This window comes from Bradyrhizobium sp. AZCC 1588 (assembly GCF_036924735.1).
In the GTDB taxonomy this organism is placed as follows: Bacteria; Pseudomonadota; Alphaproteobacteria; order Rhizobiales; family Xanthobacteraceae; genus Bradyrhizobium.
In genome coordinates, this window is record NZ_JAZHSC010000001.1 from 3290491 (window position 1) to 3307411 (window position 16921).

The window sequence follows — 16921 nt, forward strand, 5'->3', positions numbered from 1 at the left end:
CCGGATCTGCGCCGTGATGACGCGGTTGATATGAACCTTCTCGACTGAACCGGTAAGGTGGACAATTTCAAATAGCTTGTTCACTATATCGAACAATGAAGGATCTCGACCTCCGCGACCTCGATGCTTTTGTTGCCGTGGCGCGCACCCGGAATTTCCGGCGTGCCGCGGTCGAGCAAGGCGTCTCCGTCTCGAGCCTCAGCCAGCGGCTGCGCGACATGGAGGAGCGGCTCGGCGTGCGCCTGATGAATCGCACCACGCGCAGCGTAGCCCTCACCGAAGCCGGCGAGTTGTTGCTGGGGCGCGTCGGCCCGGCGCTATCGGATGTGGGTGCGGCGCTCGATCAGGTGCGCGGCCTGCGGGCCGTGCCGTCGGGGCGTCTGCGCATCAATGCGCCGGCGCCGGCAATCGACCTGGTGCTGGCGCCGATGGTCGCGCCGTTTCTCGAGAAGCATCCCAAGATCGAGCTGGAGATCGTCGGCGAGAGTGCGTTTGTCGATATCGTCGCCGGCGGGTTCGACGCCGGCGTGCGCTATGGCGAACATCTGGCGCAGGACATGATCGCGGTTTCGCTCGGGGCGCCGCAGCGTTACGCGGTGGTGGCGTCGAAGGAATATGTTGCTCAGCATGGTCGACCGGGAGCGCCGAAGGATCTGCTCGACCATGCCTGTATCCGCACCCGCTTCGGCAGCGGCGCGATGCTGGATTGGGAGTTCGAGAAAGCGGGCCGCGTCGTAAAGGTTTCACCGCCGGCCAAGCTGGTCGCGACCTATCTGGGGCTGGCGTTGCGCGCTGTCCATGACGGGGTGGGCTTCTGGCTGACGTTCGAGGGTTATGTACGGTACGGCATCAAGTCGGGCGCGCTGGTCAGCGTGCTCGACGACTGGTGCCCGCCGTTTCTGGGACCGTTTCTGTACTATCCGAGCCGTCGCCAGCCGCCGCCGGCGCTTGCCGCGTTCGTGGCTTTCGTCGCGGAATGGCGGAAGCGGGAGAGGCGGAAGAGCAAGCCGTAGCTGTCACCCTCCCCTGGAGGGGGAGGGTCGCCTCACATTGAGCGAAGCGAAATCAGAGGCGGGGTGGGGTGACGGTCTCTCCACATCCAACAGTGCCCGAGTGGAGAGATCACCCCACCCCGTTTCGCATTTCGCTTCGCTCCATGCGAACCGACCCACGAGCGAGCTTCGCTCGTCTCGGACCCCTCCAGGGGAGGGTGAATATCGGGCCAATCCGACCGCTTACAGCATGCTGGGCAGCACGCGATCCGGCGGCTTGTGGTTGTCGAGGAAGGTCCGGATGTTGATGATCACCTTCTCGCCCATCTCGACGCGGCCTTCGATGGTGGCGGAGCCCATATGCGGCAGCAGCGTCACTTTGCCGGCTTTGGCGAGCCGCACCAGCTTCGGATTGACCGCGGGTTCGTGTTCGTAGACGTCGAGCCCGGCGCCGCCGACGTCACCGGCTTCGAGCAGCTTGATCAACGTGTCCTCGTCGATCACGCCGCCGCGCGCGGTGTTGACGATGTAGGCGTCTTTGCGGATCAGCTTGAGCCGCCGGGCCGACAAGAGGTGATAGGTTGCCGGCGTATGCGGACAGTTCACCGAGATGATGTCCATCCGCGCCAGCATCTGGTCGAGGCTTTCCCAATAGGTCGCGCCGAGTTCCTCGGCAATAACAGGCGCCACCGGACGGCGGTTGTGATAGTGGATCTGCAGGCCGAAGGCGCGCGCACGGCGAGCCACCGCCTGGCCGATGCGGCCCATGCCGATGATGCCGAGGCGCTTGCCGCCGATGCGATGGCCGAGCATCCAGGTCGGCGACCAGCCGGGCCAGTTCTTGCCGTCGGGGAGGATCGTTGCGCCTTCGATCAGCCGCCGCGGCACCGCGAGGATCAGTGCCATGGTCATGTCGGCGGTATCTTCAGTCAAAACCTTCGGCGTGTTGGTCACCGTGATGCCGCGCGCATGTGCCGCCGTGACGTCGATATTGTCGACGCCGTTGCCGAAATTGGCGATCATGCGCAGCTTGCAGTCAGGGTGCTTGAGCATCTCCTCGCTGATCATGTCGGTGACGGTCGGCACCAGCACGTCGGCCGAGCGGCTGGCTTCGGCAATCTGCTGCGGCGTCATCGGCGTGTCGTCGAGATTCAACGTCGCGTCGAACAGCTCGCGCATCCGGGTCTCGATCGAGTCCGGCAATTTGCGAGTGACGACGACGAGAGGTTTTTTCTTGACCGACATGTCCTGCTCTCATGAGGGAGGTGCGCGAAGGCGCACCGTTCAGACCTCATTAACCCGGTTGTTCGACACTGCGGTGGCCACGCGGTCTCGGTATCCGGCTGTTTGCTGAGGTTAAGTCCCTTGGGTTCCCCAATACTTGCCTCGGATTTTCGGCAGAAAATCCGGGCGTTCTGGTTCTAGGCGTTCCGTCCTCTCTATCAGAAGACCGGGCCAAGACAAGAACCCTCGGTCGTCGCAAGCCGGGTGCGGCCAAAGCGGGGCACGGGGTCTGGGGTTTCGGGCGTTAGCGGGCGGTTTCAACTCGGAGAATTCGAGTTGGGCGTGGCTCGGCAGGAGACGGGTTGATGGCATTGGGGCGTTTCTGTTCGGTGGCGGTGCTGGCGGCGTGCTGGCTTGTCGCTTCCGTCAGCACAGGGTTTTCGGCCAAGGATTCGGCCACCACCACGAGCGGCCTGCCGGTGCCACGATATGTCAGCCTCAAATCCGATCATGTGAATGTGCGGGCCGGTCCAACCAAGGACAATGACGTCGCCTGGGTCTATACCCGCTCGGGCCTGCCGGTCGAAATCACCGCCGAGTTCGAGAACTGGCGGCGCGTGCGCGATTCCGAAGGCGCCGAGGGCTGGGTCTATCATTCGCTGCTGTCCGGCCGCCGCACTGCGGTCGTCACCATGAAGAGCAAGGACGAGTTGGCGTCGCTGTACGATAGTCCCGATCCAACCAGCGCGGTCGCCGCCCGCCTGCAGGCCGGCGTCGTCGCGCAAGTCAAGAAATGCGCCAATGGCTGGTGCCGCGTCGTCGGCAATGGCTTTGACGGCTGGATCGAGCAGCAGCGCCTGTGGGGCGTGTATGCGGACGAGAGGGTGGATTGACGCGCAGCGTCATTCCGGGGCACGCGAAGCGTGAACTATGGTGCGCAATTGCGCACCTGAGAATCTCGAGATTCCGGGTTCGATGCTGACGCATCGCCCCGGAATGACAGCCAATAGTTCGGAGAAGATCAGCGCTTCTTGCGCAGCCGCACGACCATGTCGACGCGGGCGATCTCGTAGCCCTCGGGCACGTCGGGCATCTTTGACAACACCAGATGCGGATCGGGAATGTCGACCAGCTCGTGATTGTTCTCGAGATAGAAGTGGTGGTGCGCGGTGACGTTGGTGTCGAAATAGGTCTTGGTGCCGTCGACCGAGACCTGGCGCAACAGGCCGGCGTCGGTGAGCTGATTAAGCGTGTTGTAGACGGTGGCCAGCGACACCGGAACCTTGGCGAGCGTCGCTTCCTCGTAAAGCATTTCCGCGGTGAGATGGCGGGCGCCCTTGCCGAACAGGAGCCAGCCCAGCGCCATGCGCTGGCGGGTGGGCCGCAGACCTGCGGCCTGCAGCATTTCGTTGACGTCGTGCCAAGGACAGCCGGTCAACGCCGGCTGGTGTCCGGCGGCGCGGGCAGCCGGATCGATACCGTCGTCGTTCAGGGGCGAGGCTTGGTCGTTCATGTCCACTTCGGATACCACACGCGCTAACTTGGGCAATAATCTTGCCCAATATAAAAGGAAATCAGGTAGATGCAAGTTTTTCGCAACTAGAACCGGCCCAAGGTTAAGAGGAACCAGCGTGACTATGGGGCGTTTTAGCCCGTTCCAGTGCTTTGCCGGGCCCTAATGCCTATGTTACAGAGCGCGCGGACCACATATGCGATTTCGGCAGAGACTAATGCCGATAGCACCCTAAGTAGCGCCAAATTGCGGGAAACAAACGTTCTCCCGTGGGGAAACGGGTCCGGTTCGCTCAAAAGCGCTCCATCGGGACATCTAAGGTGAGGCTGAATACGATGCTGGATCGGCGCAGCGGTTATGAATACGAGGATTTGCTTGCCTGCGGCCGCGGCGAGATGTTCGGCCCCGGAAATGCACAGCTACCGCTGCCGCCGATGCTGATGTTCGACCGCATCACCGAGATCACCGACAAGGGCGGTGAGTTCGGCAAGGGCCTGATCCGTGCCGAACTCGATGTGAAGCCGGACCTGTGGTTTTTCGGCTGCCATTTCAAGAACGACCCGGTCATGCCGGGCTGCCTTGGCCTGGACGCGATGTGGCAGATGGTCGGATTTTACCTCGGATGGATCGGCGGCGAGGGACGCGGCCGGGCGCTGGGGCTCGGGGAATTGAAGTTCTCCGGGCAGGTGCTGCCGAACGCCCGCAAGGTTGTGTACAACATCGACATGAAACGCGTGATGCGTTCAAAGCTGGTGCTCGGCGTCGGCGACGGCTGGCTTTCCATGGATGGCGAGATTATCTATCGCGCCAAGGATCTGAAGGTCGGGCTGTTCAAGCAGGGCTCCGCGCCGGGCGGCTGAGCAACGCGATCAAGCAGCAACACACCTTCACAGAACAACGTAAACGGCAAGGCGAGGCGATCATGAGGCGGGTTGTCATCACGGGGATGGGTATCGTCTCATCCATCGGAAACAACACCCAGGAAGTGCTTGCGAGCCTTCGCGAGGCAAAATCCGGCATCACGCGTGCGGAAAAGCACGCCGAGCTCGGTTTTCGCTCGCAGGTGCAGGGCGCGCCAACACTCAATCCGGCTGACGTGATCGATCGTCGCGCCATGCGATTCCTCGCCGAAGGAGCGGCTTGGAATCACGTCGCGATGGAGCAGGCGATCCGCGATTCCGGCCTTGAACCCAACGAAGTCTCCAATGAGCGCACCGGCATCATCATGGGGTCGGGCGGACCGTCGACGCGGACGCTGGTGGAAGCGGCCGACATCGCGCGCACCAAGGGTCCGAAGCGGGTCGGCCCGTTCGCGGTGCCGAAGGGCATGTCGTCAACGGCCTCGGCGACATTGGCGACCTGGTTCAAGATCAAGGGCGTGAACTATTCGATCTCGTCGGCCTGCGCGACCTCCAACCATTGCATCGGCAACGCCTATGAGACGATCCAGATCGGCAAGCAGGATGTGATCTTTGCCGGCGGTTGCGAGGAGCTCGACTGGACCCTGTCGGTGCTGTTCGACGCGATGGGCGCAATGTCGTCCAGATACAACGACACGCCGGCGACAGCCTCGCGTCCCTACGACATCAGCCGCGACGGCTTTGTCATTGCCGGTGGCGCCGGCGTGGTGGTGCTGGAAGAGCTCGAACGTGCCAAGGCGCGCGGCGCGCGCATTTACGGCGAACTGGTCGGCTATGGCGCGACGTCGGACGGTTACGACATGGTGGCGCCGTCGGGCGAAGGCGCCGAGCGCTGCATGCGCATGGCGATTTCGACGGTGAAGACGCCGATCGACTACATCAATCCGCACGCCACCTCGACGCCGGCTGGCGATCCGCCGGAGATCGAGGCGATCCGGAAGGTGTTCGGCACCGGCGACAAGTGCCCACCGATCTCGGCGACCAAGGCGCTGACCGGCCATTCGCTCGGCGCCACCGGCGTGCAGGAGGCGATCTATTCGCTCCTGATGCTGAACAACGGCTTCGTATGCGAGAGCGCCCATATCACCGAGCTCGATCCGGTGTTTGCCGACATGCCGATCGTGCGCAAGCGCATCGACAACGCCAAGCTCGGCACCGTGCTGTCGAACTCGTTCGGCTTCGGCGGCACCAACGCCACGCTGGTGTTCAAGCGGCTGGATGCGTAGTTTTCAATTGGTTGTCATGCCCCGCCACCGGGTCTCGCCTTCGGCGAGCCCGATGACAGGCGCCGTCGGGGCATCCAGTACTCGGCGGCCTCGCGACTTATCACAAACGTCTGAAATACTGGATCACCCGCCCCAGTGCACAATTGCGCACAAGGCGGGTGATGACATCAACGAAATGAGTGGAGCGTAGGCGAATGCAAGATCTGATGAAAGGCAAGCGCGGGCTGATCATGGGCGTCGCCAATGATCATTCGATCGCCTGGGGCATCGCCAAGACGCTTCACGCGCAGGGCGCCGAACTCGCCTTCACCTACCAGGGCGAGGCGCTCGGCAAGCGCGTCAAGCCGCTGGCGCAATCGCTGAACGCCGACATCGTGTTGCCTTGCGATGTCGAAGATATCGCCAGCGTTGATGCGGTGTTCGAAACTCTGCGAGCCAAGTGGGGCCATCTGGATTTTCTTGTCCATGCCATCGGCTTCACCGACAAGGACGAACTTCGCGGCCGCTATGCCGACACGACGCGCGAAAATTTTTCCCGTTCGATGGTCATCTCGTGCTTTTCCTTCACCGAGACGGCGAAGCGTGCTGCCGATCTGATGCCCGAATCCGGGGGCTCGATCATTACCCTGACGTTCGGCGGCTCCACCCGCGTGATGCCGAACTACAATGTCATGGGAGTGATCAAGGCCGCGCTGGAAGCTTCGGTGCGCTATCTAGCGGCCGATTTCGGTGGGCGAAAAATTCGTGTTAACTCGATCTCGGCCGGCCCCGTGCGAACCCTTGCAGGAGCGGTCATCGGCGATTCCCGTGCGATGTTTGCGTTCATGCAGAAGCATTCGCCGCTCGGGCGTGGAGTAACGCTGGACGAACTCGGCAACTCGGCGCTCTATCTGTTGTCCGACCTTTCGACCGGCGTCACCGGCGAAATCCACTACGTCGATTCCGGCTACAACGTGATCTCGATGCCGCGGCCCGAAGAGCTGAAGGGCGAGTAGGATTGTAGCCCGGACGGAGTCGGTCCGTAGGGTGGGCAGAGCGCAGCGTGCCCACCATTCAGGAGAAGGTCTGGCGATAGATGGTGGGCACGGCGCAAGTGCGCCTTTGCCCACCCTACGATTCGATCATCCCGCAGCGATCTTCTCCGCGCGCTGGAAGGCCGGACGCGCCGCGCAGCGGTCGATATAAGTGTCGAACGACGGCCGTGGCGGCACCATCTTGAACATCCGCACCGCGAAATTCAGGCCGGAGCCGAGCATGATGTCGGCGGCGGAGAATTTCTCTCCGAGAATCCAAGGGCCGTTCTGCAGGGCGACATCGAGCACGTCGAACGTCTGGGTCGCACTGCCCCATGCCGCCGTGCTCGACGGCACCTCCAGCTTCGTGAAGAGCTGGATCAGCGCCGGTTCGATGCAGCTCGGCGAGAAGAACAGCCACTGCAGGTATCTTGCGCGCAGCGGATCGGTGGCGGCCGGCGCAAGGTTGGCTTCCGGATAGCGGTCGCCGATGTAGGCGCAGATCGCGGCCGCCTCTCCGAGCGCGGCGTCGCCGTCCTTCAATCCCGGCACCTTGCCCATCGGATTGATCGCTAGATATTCCGGCGCCTTCTGCGCGCCCGTGGTGATGTCGGTGAGCACGCGCTCATAAGGCAGCCCGGCTTCTTCCAGCAGCCAGATCGCGGAGAAGGAGCGGGAGCGCGGCGACCAGTAGAGTTGGATCATGGGACGAACCTTTCTTCGGCGTGGATAGACAGCGCTTGTTCATTGCGCGTCTACCGCGAATTGGCAATGCACTACGCCTGGAACTAGCGAGCCGTGTTCCAACGACATGTTGGTAAACTTTATTTCGCGCAGCATGCAGGCCCCGTCCGCAAGCCGAGCGATGGCCTTCACGCCGATTTTCGCCAGCGATAATACTTCATGAAGCGGCCGATCGCCGGCTCGACCTCTTCCTTCTCGAACACAAAGCCTTCGCGCTCGTACCAGCGCCAGGCCTTTTCGTTCTCTCGCACGCAGCGCAGCCAGATTTCGTCCGGCAGATGCTTGCGCGTAAAGGCGAGTAGTTGGCGTCCGACGCTGTTGCCCTGATATTCCGGCGCGACGAACAACTGGTCGAGATAGCGATCTGAAAGATGCAACGCGAGCATCGCCGCCAATTTCCCGTTGTCGTCGGCGACGTAGAGGCTCCAGCCCTTCTCCATCTCCATCGGGACGCGCGCGCACAATTTTGCCAGCAGGGCGTCGCTGGCATCTTCCAATCCGGTCGAGGCCCAACTGTCCATCCAGACCCGGGCGATACGGTCATACTCGTCTGGTCGGGCGAGGCGGATGATGATTTGTGACACGCCGATAGCTCCCGAGGCGCCCGACTCGTCAGGCCCGTGATGTCCGTGATGACGATCCCGTCTTGCGCTGTTCGCGCAACGCGTCGGCTGCGAGGCAAACCACTTCGGAGATTTGCTGGAGCTGTCCGGCGAGCGGGCTCGTCTTGCGCCAGACCATGCCGATGGTTCGCGACGGCTGCGGATTCCTGAAGCGGGCGACGGAGACCGGCGCCGAGCGGGTTTCCACCGCGACCGCCATTTCCGGGATCAGGGTGACGCCGATACCGGCGCCGACCATTTGCACGAGCGTCGACAGCGAGCTCGCGTCTAGGACTTCCCGCGGCGGCGAGGACTGCATGTTGCAGAACGACAGCGCCTGATCGCGGAAGCAGTGGCCCTCCTCGAGCAGCAGGAGCCGCATTTCGCGCAGCGTGTCGTGGCTCGGTACCGGCGTTCCTTCATCCTCGCCCGGCCGCACCAGCAGGAAATTCTCAGAAAAACACGCGACCTCGGTCAGCGAAGGCTCCGACACCGGCAGCGCAACGATCGCGGTATCGAGCCGGCCCTCGACAACTTCCTTGATCAGCTTCGGCGTCAGCGTCTCACGCACGTGAATGTCGAGCTCCGGATGCAGGCGCGCGAGATTCTCGATCACCTTCGGCAAAAGATAGGGCGCAATCGTAGGAATCATGCCGATGCGTAAGCGCCCTGCGAGCCGGTCACGCGAGGCACGGGCAAAATCTCCGAGCTCATCGACCGAGCGCAGGATGTCGCGGACGCGCTGGACGATCTCTTCGCCGAATTTCGTCAGCGTCACCTGTCGCGCGCTTCGTTCCAGCAGCACGCCGCCCAGGACCTCTTCCATTTCCTTGATTTGCATCGACAGCGCCGGCTGCGAGATCGAACATGCCTCTGCTGCGCGTCCGAAATGGCCGTGACGTGCCAGCGCATCGAAATAGCGAAGCTGTCTGAGTGTCATCTGGATCATCAGAATATCTTATCAGATCGATCATTAAAATCAACTTCACCTGATGGAAGGCACTGCTTAGAGTGCTTCCAATCCGAACAGGAAGCGACCTCAGGAGACAATCATGGATGACAAGACCAAATGCCCGTTCTCGGGTGGCAATCGCGCACGCACGAACCGCGACTGGTGGCCGGACGCGCTCGACGTTTCGGTCCTTCACCGCAATTCCACGCTCTCCGATCCGATGGGCGAGGCGTTCGACTACGCCAAGGAATTCAAGACGCTCGACCTCAATGCCGTGATCAAGGACCTGCACGCGTTGATGACGGACTCGCAGGAATGGTGGCCGGCCGACTTCGGTCACTACGGCGGCCTGATGATCCGCATGGCGTGGCACAGCGCGGGCACCTACCGCATCACGGATGGCCGCGGCGGCGCCGGCGCCGGTCAGCAGCGCTTCGCGCCGCTGAATAGCTGGCCTGACAACGCCAATCTCGACAAGGCGCGCCGGCTGTTGTGGCCGATCAAGCAGAAATACGGCCGGAAAATCTCATGGGCCGACCTGATGATTCTGGCCGGCAACGTCGCGCTGGAATCGATGGGCTTCAAGACGTTTGGCTTCGCCGGCGGCCGCCCCGACGTCTGGGAGCCCGAGGAGCTGTTCTGGGGGCCTGAGGGCACCTGGCTCGGCGACGAACGCTATAGCGGCGAACGCCAACTCGCCGAGCCGCTCGGCGCCGTGCAGATGGGCCTCATCTACGTCAACCCGGAAGGGCCGAACGGCAATCCGGACCCGATTGCGGCGGCCAAGGATATCCGCGAGACCTTCTTCCGCATGGCGATGAACGACGAGGAAACCGTCGCCCTGATTGCCGGCGGCCACTCCTTCGGCAAGACCCACGGCGCCGGCGATCCGTCGCTGGTCGGAGCGGACCCGGAAAGCGGTGCGCTCGAGGATCAGGGCCTCGGCTGGAAGAGCAAGCATGGCATGGGCGTCGGCGCTGACGCCATCACCGGCGGCCCTGAAGTCATCTGGACGCAAACGCCGACCAAGTGGAGCAATCTGTTCTTCAAGAACCTGTTCGAAAACGAATGGGAACTGACGCAGAGCCCGGCTGGCGCCAAGCAGTGGAAGGCAAAAGGGACGGAAGCCACGATCCCGGACGCCTACGACAAGTCGAAGAAGCATGTACCGACCATGCTGACCACCGACCTGTCGTTGCGCCTCGATCCGGCCTACGAGAAGATCTCGCGGCGCTTCTACGAGAATCCGGACCAGTTCGCGGATGCGTTCGCGCGTGCCTGGTTCAAGCTCACGCACCGCGATATGGGCCCGATCGCGCGTTACCTCGGCCCGCTGGTGCCGAAGGAAACACTGATCTGGCAGGACCCGATTCCGGCGGTCGATCATCCGCTGATCGGCGAGCAGGACATCGCCGCGCTGAAGGCGAAGATTCTCGCCTCCGGCCTGTCGGTGTCCCAGCTCGTCTCGACCGCATGGGCGTCGGCCTCGACGTTCCGCGGCTCCGACAAGCGCGGTGGCGCGAACGGCGCGCGGATTCGCCTCAGCCCGCAGAAGGACTGGGAGGTCAACCAGCCGGCCGAGCTCAAGACCGTGCTGCAGAAGTTAGAGGCGATCCAGAAGGAGTTCGGCAAGAAGGTCTCGCTTGCCGACCTGATCGTTCTCGGCGGCTGCGCGGCGGTCGAAAAAGCCGCCAAGGACGCCGGACTGGACGTCAAGGTGCCGTTCACGCCGGGTCGCATGGACGCCTCGCAGGACCAGACCGACGTCGAATCCTTCGCCCCGATCGAACCGCGTGCCGACGGCTTCCGCAACTTCGTCAGTGCTAAGAAGCACCAGTTCATGAAGCCTGAGGAAGCATTGGTGGACCGGGCGCAGTTGCTGCGGCTGACGGGGCCGGAGATGACGGTTCTCGTCGGCGGCCTGCGTGTCCTCGGCGCTAATTTTGGCGGGTCGAAGCACGGCGTGTTCACCCAAAAGCCCGGCACGCTGACGAACGATTTCTTCGTCAACCTGCTCGACATGGGCACGCAATGGCAGCCCGCCGGCTCCGATGGCGTATACGAGAGCCGAGACCGCAAGACGAATGCCGTCAAGTGGAGCGGCACCCGCGTTGACCTGATCTTCGGTTCGCACTCGCAGCTCCGCGCCTTCGCGGAAGTCTATGCGTGCACGGACTCGAAGGAGAAGTTTGCGAAGGATTTCGTGGCGGCGTGGACCAAGGTGATGAACCTCGATCGATTCGACGTCGCCTGATCCTGGCAAAGAGCCATCCGGAAAACAAAAAAGGGCGGCCGAGAGGCCGCCCTTTTCACATGGGATTTCACTTGGGATGCGCTCAAACGCCGAGCGTACCGGCCTTCGCCGCGGCATAACGCTCCGCGATCTTGGCCCAGTTCACCGTATTCCACCACGCTTTCAGATAATCCGCGCGGCGGTTCTGGTAGTTCAGGTAATAAGCGTGCTCCCAGACGTCGTTACCCATCAGGGCGCGCTTGCCGTCCATCATCGGATTGTCCTGGTTCGGACGGGTCTCGATCGCAAGCTTGCCGTCCTTGCCCACCGTCACGAACACCCAGCCCGAGCCGAACTGGCGTCCGCCGGCAGCATTGAAGTCGTTCTGGAATTTTTCCATGCCGCCGAGATCGCGGTCGATCGCCGCCAGCACCTCGCCCTCCGGCTTGCCGCCGTTCGGGCCCATGATCTCCCAGAACATGGTGTGGTTGGCATGGCCGCCGAGATTGTTGCGGACGGTGAATTTGATGCTGTCGTCGAGCGCATTCAGGTTGCCGAGCACGTCTTCGATCTTCGCCGTGCCCAATTGCGGATTGGTCTTGGCGACGTTGTTGAGGTTGGCAACATAGGCTGCATGGTGCTTGCCATGGTGGATTTCCATCGTCTTGGCGTCGATGTGGGGTTCGAACGCATTGGTCGGATAGGTCAGCGGCGGCAGCGTGAACGGCCCGGTTGGGGCGGCGGCCGGGGCGGGAGCAGCCGCCTGCGCGAAGACCAGACGTGGGGCTGCAGCCACGGCCGCGATGCCGGTGGCAGCAAACATCAAATGGCGCCGGGACATGGATGACATCGAATTCTCCTTATGTAGGTGAGCCTGGTGAATATGTGTGGACGGGACGCCGCAGGCCGCTGTGCGCGGCAAGTTACGGGCGAGGGGCGCGATCGGGTTTCGTTTTCTTTCCTCATAGCCCTGCGACGGAATCGCACAGGTGTCGCGCGGTCTGGCAGTGTAACTCGGGCCGCCAACAAAAAAGGGCGGCCGTTCGGCCGCCCTCTTGTTCACATTTTAGCGATGCCTTACTCGCCGGCGGCTTCACGCGGCGCCTGGCCTTCCGCCTTCTGTTTGGCCTCGAGGTCCTCGCCGGTCACCTGATCGACCACCTTCATCGACAGCCGGGTCTTGCCGCGGTCGTCGAAGCCGAGCAGCTTGACCTTGACCTTGTCGCCTTCCTTGACGACGTCGGAGGTCTTCTGCACGCGGTTGGCGGCGAGCTGGCTGATGTGGACCAGGCCGTCCTTGGCGCCGAAGAAGTTCACGAACGCGCCGAACTCCATCACCTTGACCACGGTGCCCTCATAGATCTGGCCGATCTCCGGATCGGAGGCGATCGACTTGATCCACTTGATCGCGGCCTTCATCGCCTCGCCGTCGTTGGAGGCAACCTTGACGGTGCCGTCATCCTCGATGTTGACCTTGGCGCCGGTCTTTTCGACGATCTCGCGGATCACCTTGCCGCCAGTGCCGATCACTTCACGGATCTTGTCGGTCGCGATCTTGAAGGTCTCGATGCGCGGCGCGTACTCGCCGAGCTCGGCGCGGGCGTTGGTCAGCGCCTTGGCCATTTCGCCGAGGATGTGGACACGCCCTTCCCTCGCCTGACCGAGCGCGACCTTCATGATCTCCTCGGTGATGCCCTCGATCTTGATGTCCATCTGCAGCGAGGTGATGCCCTGGTCGGTGCCGGCCACCTTGAAGTCCATGTCGCCGAGATGATCCTCGTCGCCGAGAATGTCGGACAGGACCGCAAAGCGGGAGCCTTCCAGGATCAGGCCCATCGCGATGCCCGCGGTCGGCCGCTTCAAGGGAACGCCCGCATCCATCAGCGCCAGCGAGGCGCCGCACACCGAGGCCATCGACGACGAGCCGTTGGATTCGGTGATCTCGGAGACCACGCGCACGGTGTAGGGAAATTCGTGGTGTGGCGGCAGCACCGGGTGGATCGCGCGCCAGGCGAGCTTGCCGTGGCCGATCTCGCGGCGCTTGGTGCCGCCGAGGCGTCCGGTTTCACCGACCGAGTAGGGCGGGAAGTTGTAATGCAGCAGGAACGTCTCTTTATAGGTTCCTGACAGCGCGTCGATGTATTGCTCGTCCTCGCCGGTGCCGAGCGTGGTCACGACCATCGCCTGGGTCTCGCCGCGGGTGAACAGCGCCGAACCATGGGCGCGCGGCAGGACGCCGACTTCGGCGATGATGTTGCGCACGGTCTTGCTGTCGCGGCCGTCGATGCGCTTGCCGGTATCGAGGATGTTCCACCGAACGATCTTGGCTTCGAGCTCCTTGAACACGCCGGCGATGCGCAGCTTGTCGTATTTCGGCTCCTGGCCTTCCGGGAAATAGTGCGCAATCACCTTTTCCTTGGCCTTGCCGACCGCTGCATAGCGCTCCTGCTTGATCGGGATCGCGTAGGCCGAGCGCAGGTCCTGCTCGACCAGGCCGAGCATTTCCTTCTCGATCTCGCTGTTGTCGATGATGGTGACTTCGCGCGGGTCCTTGGCGGCCTTCTCGGCCAACTCGATGATCGCCTTGATCACCGGCTGGAAGTGGCGGTGACCGAACATGACCGCGCCGAGCATGATCTCTTCCGAGAGCTCCTTGGCTTCGGATTCGACCATCAGCACCGCGTCCGACGTGCCGGCGACGACGAGGTCGAGCTGCGTGTCGGTCATTTCATCGAGCGTCGGGTTGAGGATGTATTCGTCGTTGCTGAAGGCAACGCGCGCGGCGCCGATCGGCCCCTTGAACGGAGCGCCCGACAACGTCAGCGCGGCCGAGGCGGCGACCATCGACAGCACGTCGGGATCGTTCTCCATGTCATGCGAGAGCACGGTGACGATTACTTGGGTTTCATTGCGCCAGCCGTCAGCGAACAGCGGACGGATCGGGCGGTCGATCAGGCGGGAGACCAGCGTCTCCTTTTCGGTCGGACGTCCCTCGCGCTTGAAGTAGCCGCCGGGAATGCGGCCCGCGGCGTAGGTCTTTTCCTGGTAGTCCACGGTCAGCGGCAGGAAGTCGACGCCTTCGCGCGGCGCTTTGGCGGCAACGACGGTGGCAAGCACGACGGTCTCGCCGTAGGTCGCCATCACGGCGCCGTCGGCTTGACGGGCGATCTTGCCGGTTTCCAGCTTGAGGGGACGTCCACCCCAGTCGATCTCGACGGAATGCGTATTAAACATAGTGGTCTTCTTTCATGGGTTCACGAGAGAGCGGAGCCCAAAAACACAAAGACCATGCGCAAGATGGCGGGACGCTGATCGCAACATGAGATCAGCATCCGGCGATCCTGCCATGGTCTTTATCTTTCGGATGGCGTCCATCCTCCCGGCAGTCATGGGCACCTTGCCCTGTCCAGCGGCCGGATTGCTGCTGGACGTTTGTCGAGCACGATCCTTTTCGGATGATGCTCCTTGCGCATGATCGTCTCCAAAAACCGGAGTCCGCTTCTTCGGAAAATCATGCGAAAACGCGCGCAAACTGCGCGCGCGTACACTCAAATCAACGGCGAATGTTATGCTTTTCGAGCAACGCCTTGTAACGCGCCTCGTCCTTCTTCTTGATGTAGTCGAGAAGCGAGCGGCGCGTCGACACGAGCTTCAGGAGGCCGCGGCGTGAATGATTGTCCTTCACGTGGGTCTTGAAGTGGCCCGTGAGATTGTTGATGCGTTCCGACAGGATCGCAACCTGGACCTCGGGCGAGCCGGTGTCGCCGGCTTTGGTGGCATTCGTCTTGATGACTTCCGCTTTGCGTTCGGCGGTAATCGACATCGTCAAACTCTCTCATTGCTGCGACCGGGACTGGCAGTCAGCCCGGTCAGGTTGAACACGCGCTTGGGGATGAGTTCGCCATTGCCAATTTCAGCAAGCGCCAAAAGACGGCCTGCCACCGTGACATAGACTGTGCCGCTACTATTGGGCGCATCCCGTCCGCGCAACAAAACGGCCTGGCCCCTGTGGAGCCTTGCCGCATCAGCCCGTGTGACGGCCAGTGCCGGGATGTCGTCCAGCGCGGTCTCAACGGGCAAAAGCGCGTCGGCGAGGCTTCCCTCGCCAGACGCGGCTCTATTGCATAAAGCCTCCAACTCTTCCAGCGGAATCATGTCCGTTTCGCGGAACGGGCCGACCAACGTCCGCCGCAACGCGCAGATATGGCCGAAACAGCCCAGAATTCGGCCGATATCGCGGGCCAGCGCCCGGACATAGGTGCCCTTGCCGCACTCCGCCTCGAACACGGATTGGCCGTTATCTCCATGTTCTACAAGGGTTAATTCGTGAATCTCGACCGGCCGTGGCTTCAATTCGACGGTTTCGCCGTCCCGCGCCAGGTCATAGGCGCGCTCGCCCTGGACCTTGATCGCCGAATATTGCGGCGGGATCTGCTCGATCAGCCCGGTGAACTGGGGCAGCAGGGCCCGGATCGCGTCCGCTGACGGGCGGAGTTCGCTGCTCTGGGTCACCCGCCCCTCGGTATCGTCGGTGTCGCGCTCCTCGCCCCAGGCGACCGTGAAGCGGTAGCGCTTGCGGCCGTCCATCACGAATGGAACCGTCTTGGTGGCCTCGCCGAGCGCGATCGGCAGGCCGCCGGACGCCAGCGGATCGAGCGTGCCGGCGTGGCCGGCGCGCTTGGCCTGGAACAGGCGCTTGAGAATGGCGACCGCATGCGTCGAAGTCATGCCGATCGGCTTGTCGAGAATCACCCAGCCATGAACGTCGCGCTTGTCGCGCCGCGGCTGGTTGTTCTGGCGCGGCTGCTTGGCGTGGCGCGGATCGTTGTTGTCGCGGCGATTACTATCGTCCGCGCGGCGTTCACCATCGTTGCGTGAATCGGAAAAATTATTTTTTTCAGCGTCGTGCGAATCGGCAGTTTGCTGCTCGATCGCGCGGTTGGCAGCGGTCGTAACCATCACTTGTCGTCCGAATCGGGTGCGAGGTCTCTTTGCACCGCAGGTGTTCGCAGTAATTTCTCGATCCGTTCCGCTTCGTCGAATCGTTCGTCGACGCGAAAGCGAAGGTCGGGAGCAAATTTTAAGTTAACGCGATGCGCGATCTCGCCGCGCAGGAATTTCTTGTTGCGTTCGAGCGCCGCAATCACGACGTCGGTGTCGCGTCCACCGAGCGGCATCACGTAAATCGTCGCGAGTTTCAGGTCCGGCGACATTCGCACCTCGGGAACGGTGATGATGTGGCCTTCGAGGTCGGGGTCGTGCACGTTACCGTGCGACAGAATATCGGCGACCGCATGGCGCACCGTTTCGCCGACGCGCAATTGTCGTTGCGAGCCGCCGGGAGCGGAACCCTTGCTGTGGTGGCGGGGCATTGTCGAAATCCCAATTGCCGTCATCACCCGCGAAAGCGGGTGATGACGTATTCCGTGCTCAACGTTAGTTGCGGTGACTACTGGATGCCCCATCCCAGGGCGCAATTGCGCACCAGGCGGGGCATGACGG

The 16921-nt window shown here is 62.6% G+C and carries 16 protein-coding genes; 6 read left to right on the forward strand and 10 right to left on the reverse strand.

Features of this window, described 5'->3' with window-relative positions:
* The first annotated feature begins 95 nt into the window (after nt 1–95).
* Entirely contained in the window at nt 96–1013 is a 918-nt protein-coding gene (locus tag V1277_RS15375; protein WP_334417059.1) for a LysR family transcriptional regulator, read from the forward strand.
* A 222-nt stretch (nt 1014–1235) separates the two neighbouring features.
* On the opposite strand, the gene V1277_RS15380 is transcribed toward V1277_RS15375, so the two are convergent.
* Complete coding sequence (locus V1277_RS15380) at nt 1236–2237, reverse strand: 2-hydroxyacid dehydrogenase (RefSeq protein ID WP_334417060.1); 1002 nt, start codon at nt 2235–2237, stop codon at nt 1236–1238.
* 344 nt (nt 2238–2581) lie between these two features.
* Here V1277_RS15380 and V1277_RS15385 point away from each other — a divergent pair, with 344 nt between their 5' ends.
* Nucleotides 2582–3109, forward strand: coding sequence for an SH3 domain-containing protein (locus tag V1277_RS15385; RefSeq protein ID WP_334365903.1), 528 nt, complete (start codon nt 2582–2584; stop codon nt 3107–3109).
* Between the two features lie 128 nt (nt 3110–3237).
* Here V1277_RS15385 and irrA read toward each other — a convergent pair whose 3' ends face one another.
* Nucleotides 3238–3729, reverse strand: a complete 492-nt coding sequence (irrA, locus tag V1277_RS15390; RefSeq protein WP_057844747.1) for an iron response transcriptional regulator IrrA — start codon at nt 3727–3729, stop codon at nt 3238–3240.
* A 335-nt stretch (nt 3730–4064) separates the two neighbouring features.
* Here irrA and fabA point away from each other — a divergent pair, with 335 nt between their 5' ends.
* The 3 genes from fabA to fabI all read left to right on the forward strand — a co-directional run bounded on the left by fabA (nt 4065) and on the right by fabI (nt 6870).
* Nucleotides 4065–4589 (forward strand): 3-hydroxyacyl-[acyl-carrier-protein] dehydratase FabA, encoded by a 525-nt coding sequence (gene fabA, locus V1277_RS15395; RefSeq protein WP_057844746.1) that lies wholly within the window; start codon nt 4065–4067, stop codon nt 4587–4589.
* Between the two features lie 62 nt (nt 4590–4651).
* Nucleotides 4652–5875 (forward strand): beta-ketoacyl-ACP synthase I, encoded by a 1224-nt coding sequence (gene fabB / locus V1277_RS15400; RefSeq protein WP_334371490.1) that lies wholly within the window; start codon nt 4652–4654, stop codon nt 5873–5875.
* A 194-nt stretch (nt 5876–6069) separates the two neighbouring features.
* Nucleotides 6070–6870, forward strand: a complete 801-nt coding sequence (gene fabI, locus V1277_RS15405; protein ID WP_028347866.1) for an enoyl-ACP reductase FabI — start codon at nt 6070–6072, stop codon at nt 6868–6870.
* A gap of 126 nt (nt 6871–6996) precedes the next feature.
* Here fabI and V1277_RS15410 read toward each other — a convergent pair whose 3' ends face one another.
* The 3 genes from V1277_RS15410 to V1277_RS15420 form a co-directional block, all read right to left on the reverse strand.
* A complete protein-coding gene (locus V1277_RS15410; RefSeq protein WP_334417061.1) occupies nt 6997–7593 on the reverse strand; it encodes a glutathione S-transferase family protein in 597 nt (198 codons plus the stop codon).
* 167 nt (nt 7594–7760) lie between these two features.
* The gene (locus V1277_RS15415) at nt 7761–8216 is read right to left on the reverse strand and encodes a GNAT family N-acetyltransferase (RefSeq protein ID WP_334417062.1); all 456 of its coding nucleotides are present in this window, start codon (nt 8214–8216) and stop codon (nt 7761–7763) included.
* Between the two features lie 28 nt (nt 8217–8244).
* The gene (locus V1277_RS15420) at nt 8245–9183 is read right to left on the reverse strand and encodes a LysR substrate-binding domain-containing protein (RefSeq protein WP_334417063.1); all 939 of its coding nucleotides are present in this window, start codon (nt 9181–9183) and stop codon (nt 8245–8247) included.
* A gap of 103 nt (nt 9184–9286) precedes the next feature.
* Between V1277_RS15420 and katG the strand changes: the two genes are divergently transcribed.
* Nucleotides 9287–11440 (forward strand): catalase/peroxidase HPI, encoded by a 2154-nt coding sequence (katG, locus tag V1277_RS15425; RefSeq protein ID WP_334417064.1) that lies wholly within the window; start codon nt 9287–9289, stop codon nt 11438–11440.
* A gap of 82 nt (nt 11441–11522) precedes the next feature.
* Here the strand turns inward: katG and V1277_RS15430 are convergent, their stop codons facing one another.
* The 5 genes from V1277_RS15430 to rbfA all read right to left on the reverse strand — a co-directional run bounded on the left by V1277_RS15430 (nt 11523) and on the right by rbfA (nt 16791).
* Complete coding sequence (locus V1277_RS15430) at nt 11523–12269, reverse strand: superoxide dismutase (protein ID WP_334417065.1); 747 nt, start codon at nt 12267–12269, stop codon at nt 11523–11525.
* Nucleotides 12270–12496: 227 nt separating this feature from the next.
* Nucleotides 12497–14653 (reverse strand): polyribonucleotide nucleotidyltransferase, encoded by a 2157-nt coding sequence (pnp, locus tag V1277_RS15435; protein WP_334371481.1) that lies wholly within the window; start codon nt 14651–14653, stop codon nt 12497–12499.
* A 319-nt stretch (nt 14654–14972) separates the two neighbouring features.
* Nucleotides 14973–15242 carry a 30S ribosomal protein S15 gene (rpsO, locus tag V1277_RS15440; protein ID WP_028347859.1) on the reverse strand — a complete coding sequence of 90 codons (270 nt, stop codon included), beginning with the start codon at nt 15240–15242 and terminating at the stop codon, nt 14973–14975.
* Between the two features lie 2 nt (nt 15243–15244).
* Nucleotides 15245–16378 (reverse strand): tRNA pseudouridine(55) synthase TruB, encoded by a 1134-nt coding sequence (gene truB / locus V1277_RS15445; RefSeq protein WP_334417066.1) that lies wholly within the window; start codon nt 16376–16378, stop codon nt 15245–15247.
* Nucleotides 16378–16791 (reverse strand): 30S ribosome-binding factor RbfA, encoded by a 414-nt coding sequence (gene rbfA / locus V1277_RS15450; protein WP_028347857.1) that lies wholly within the window; start codon nt 16789–16791, stop codon nt 16378–16380. The genes truB and rbfA overlap by 1 nt, the downstream gene beginning before the upstream one ends.
* Nucleotides 16792–16921 lie beyond the last annotated feature (130 nt).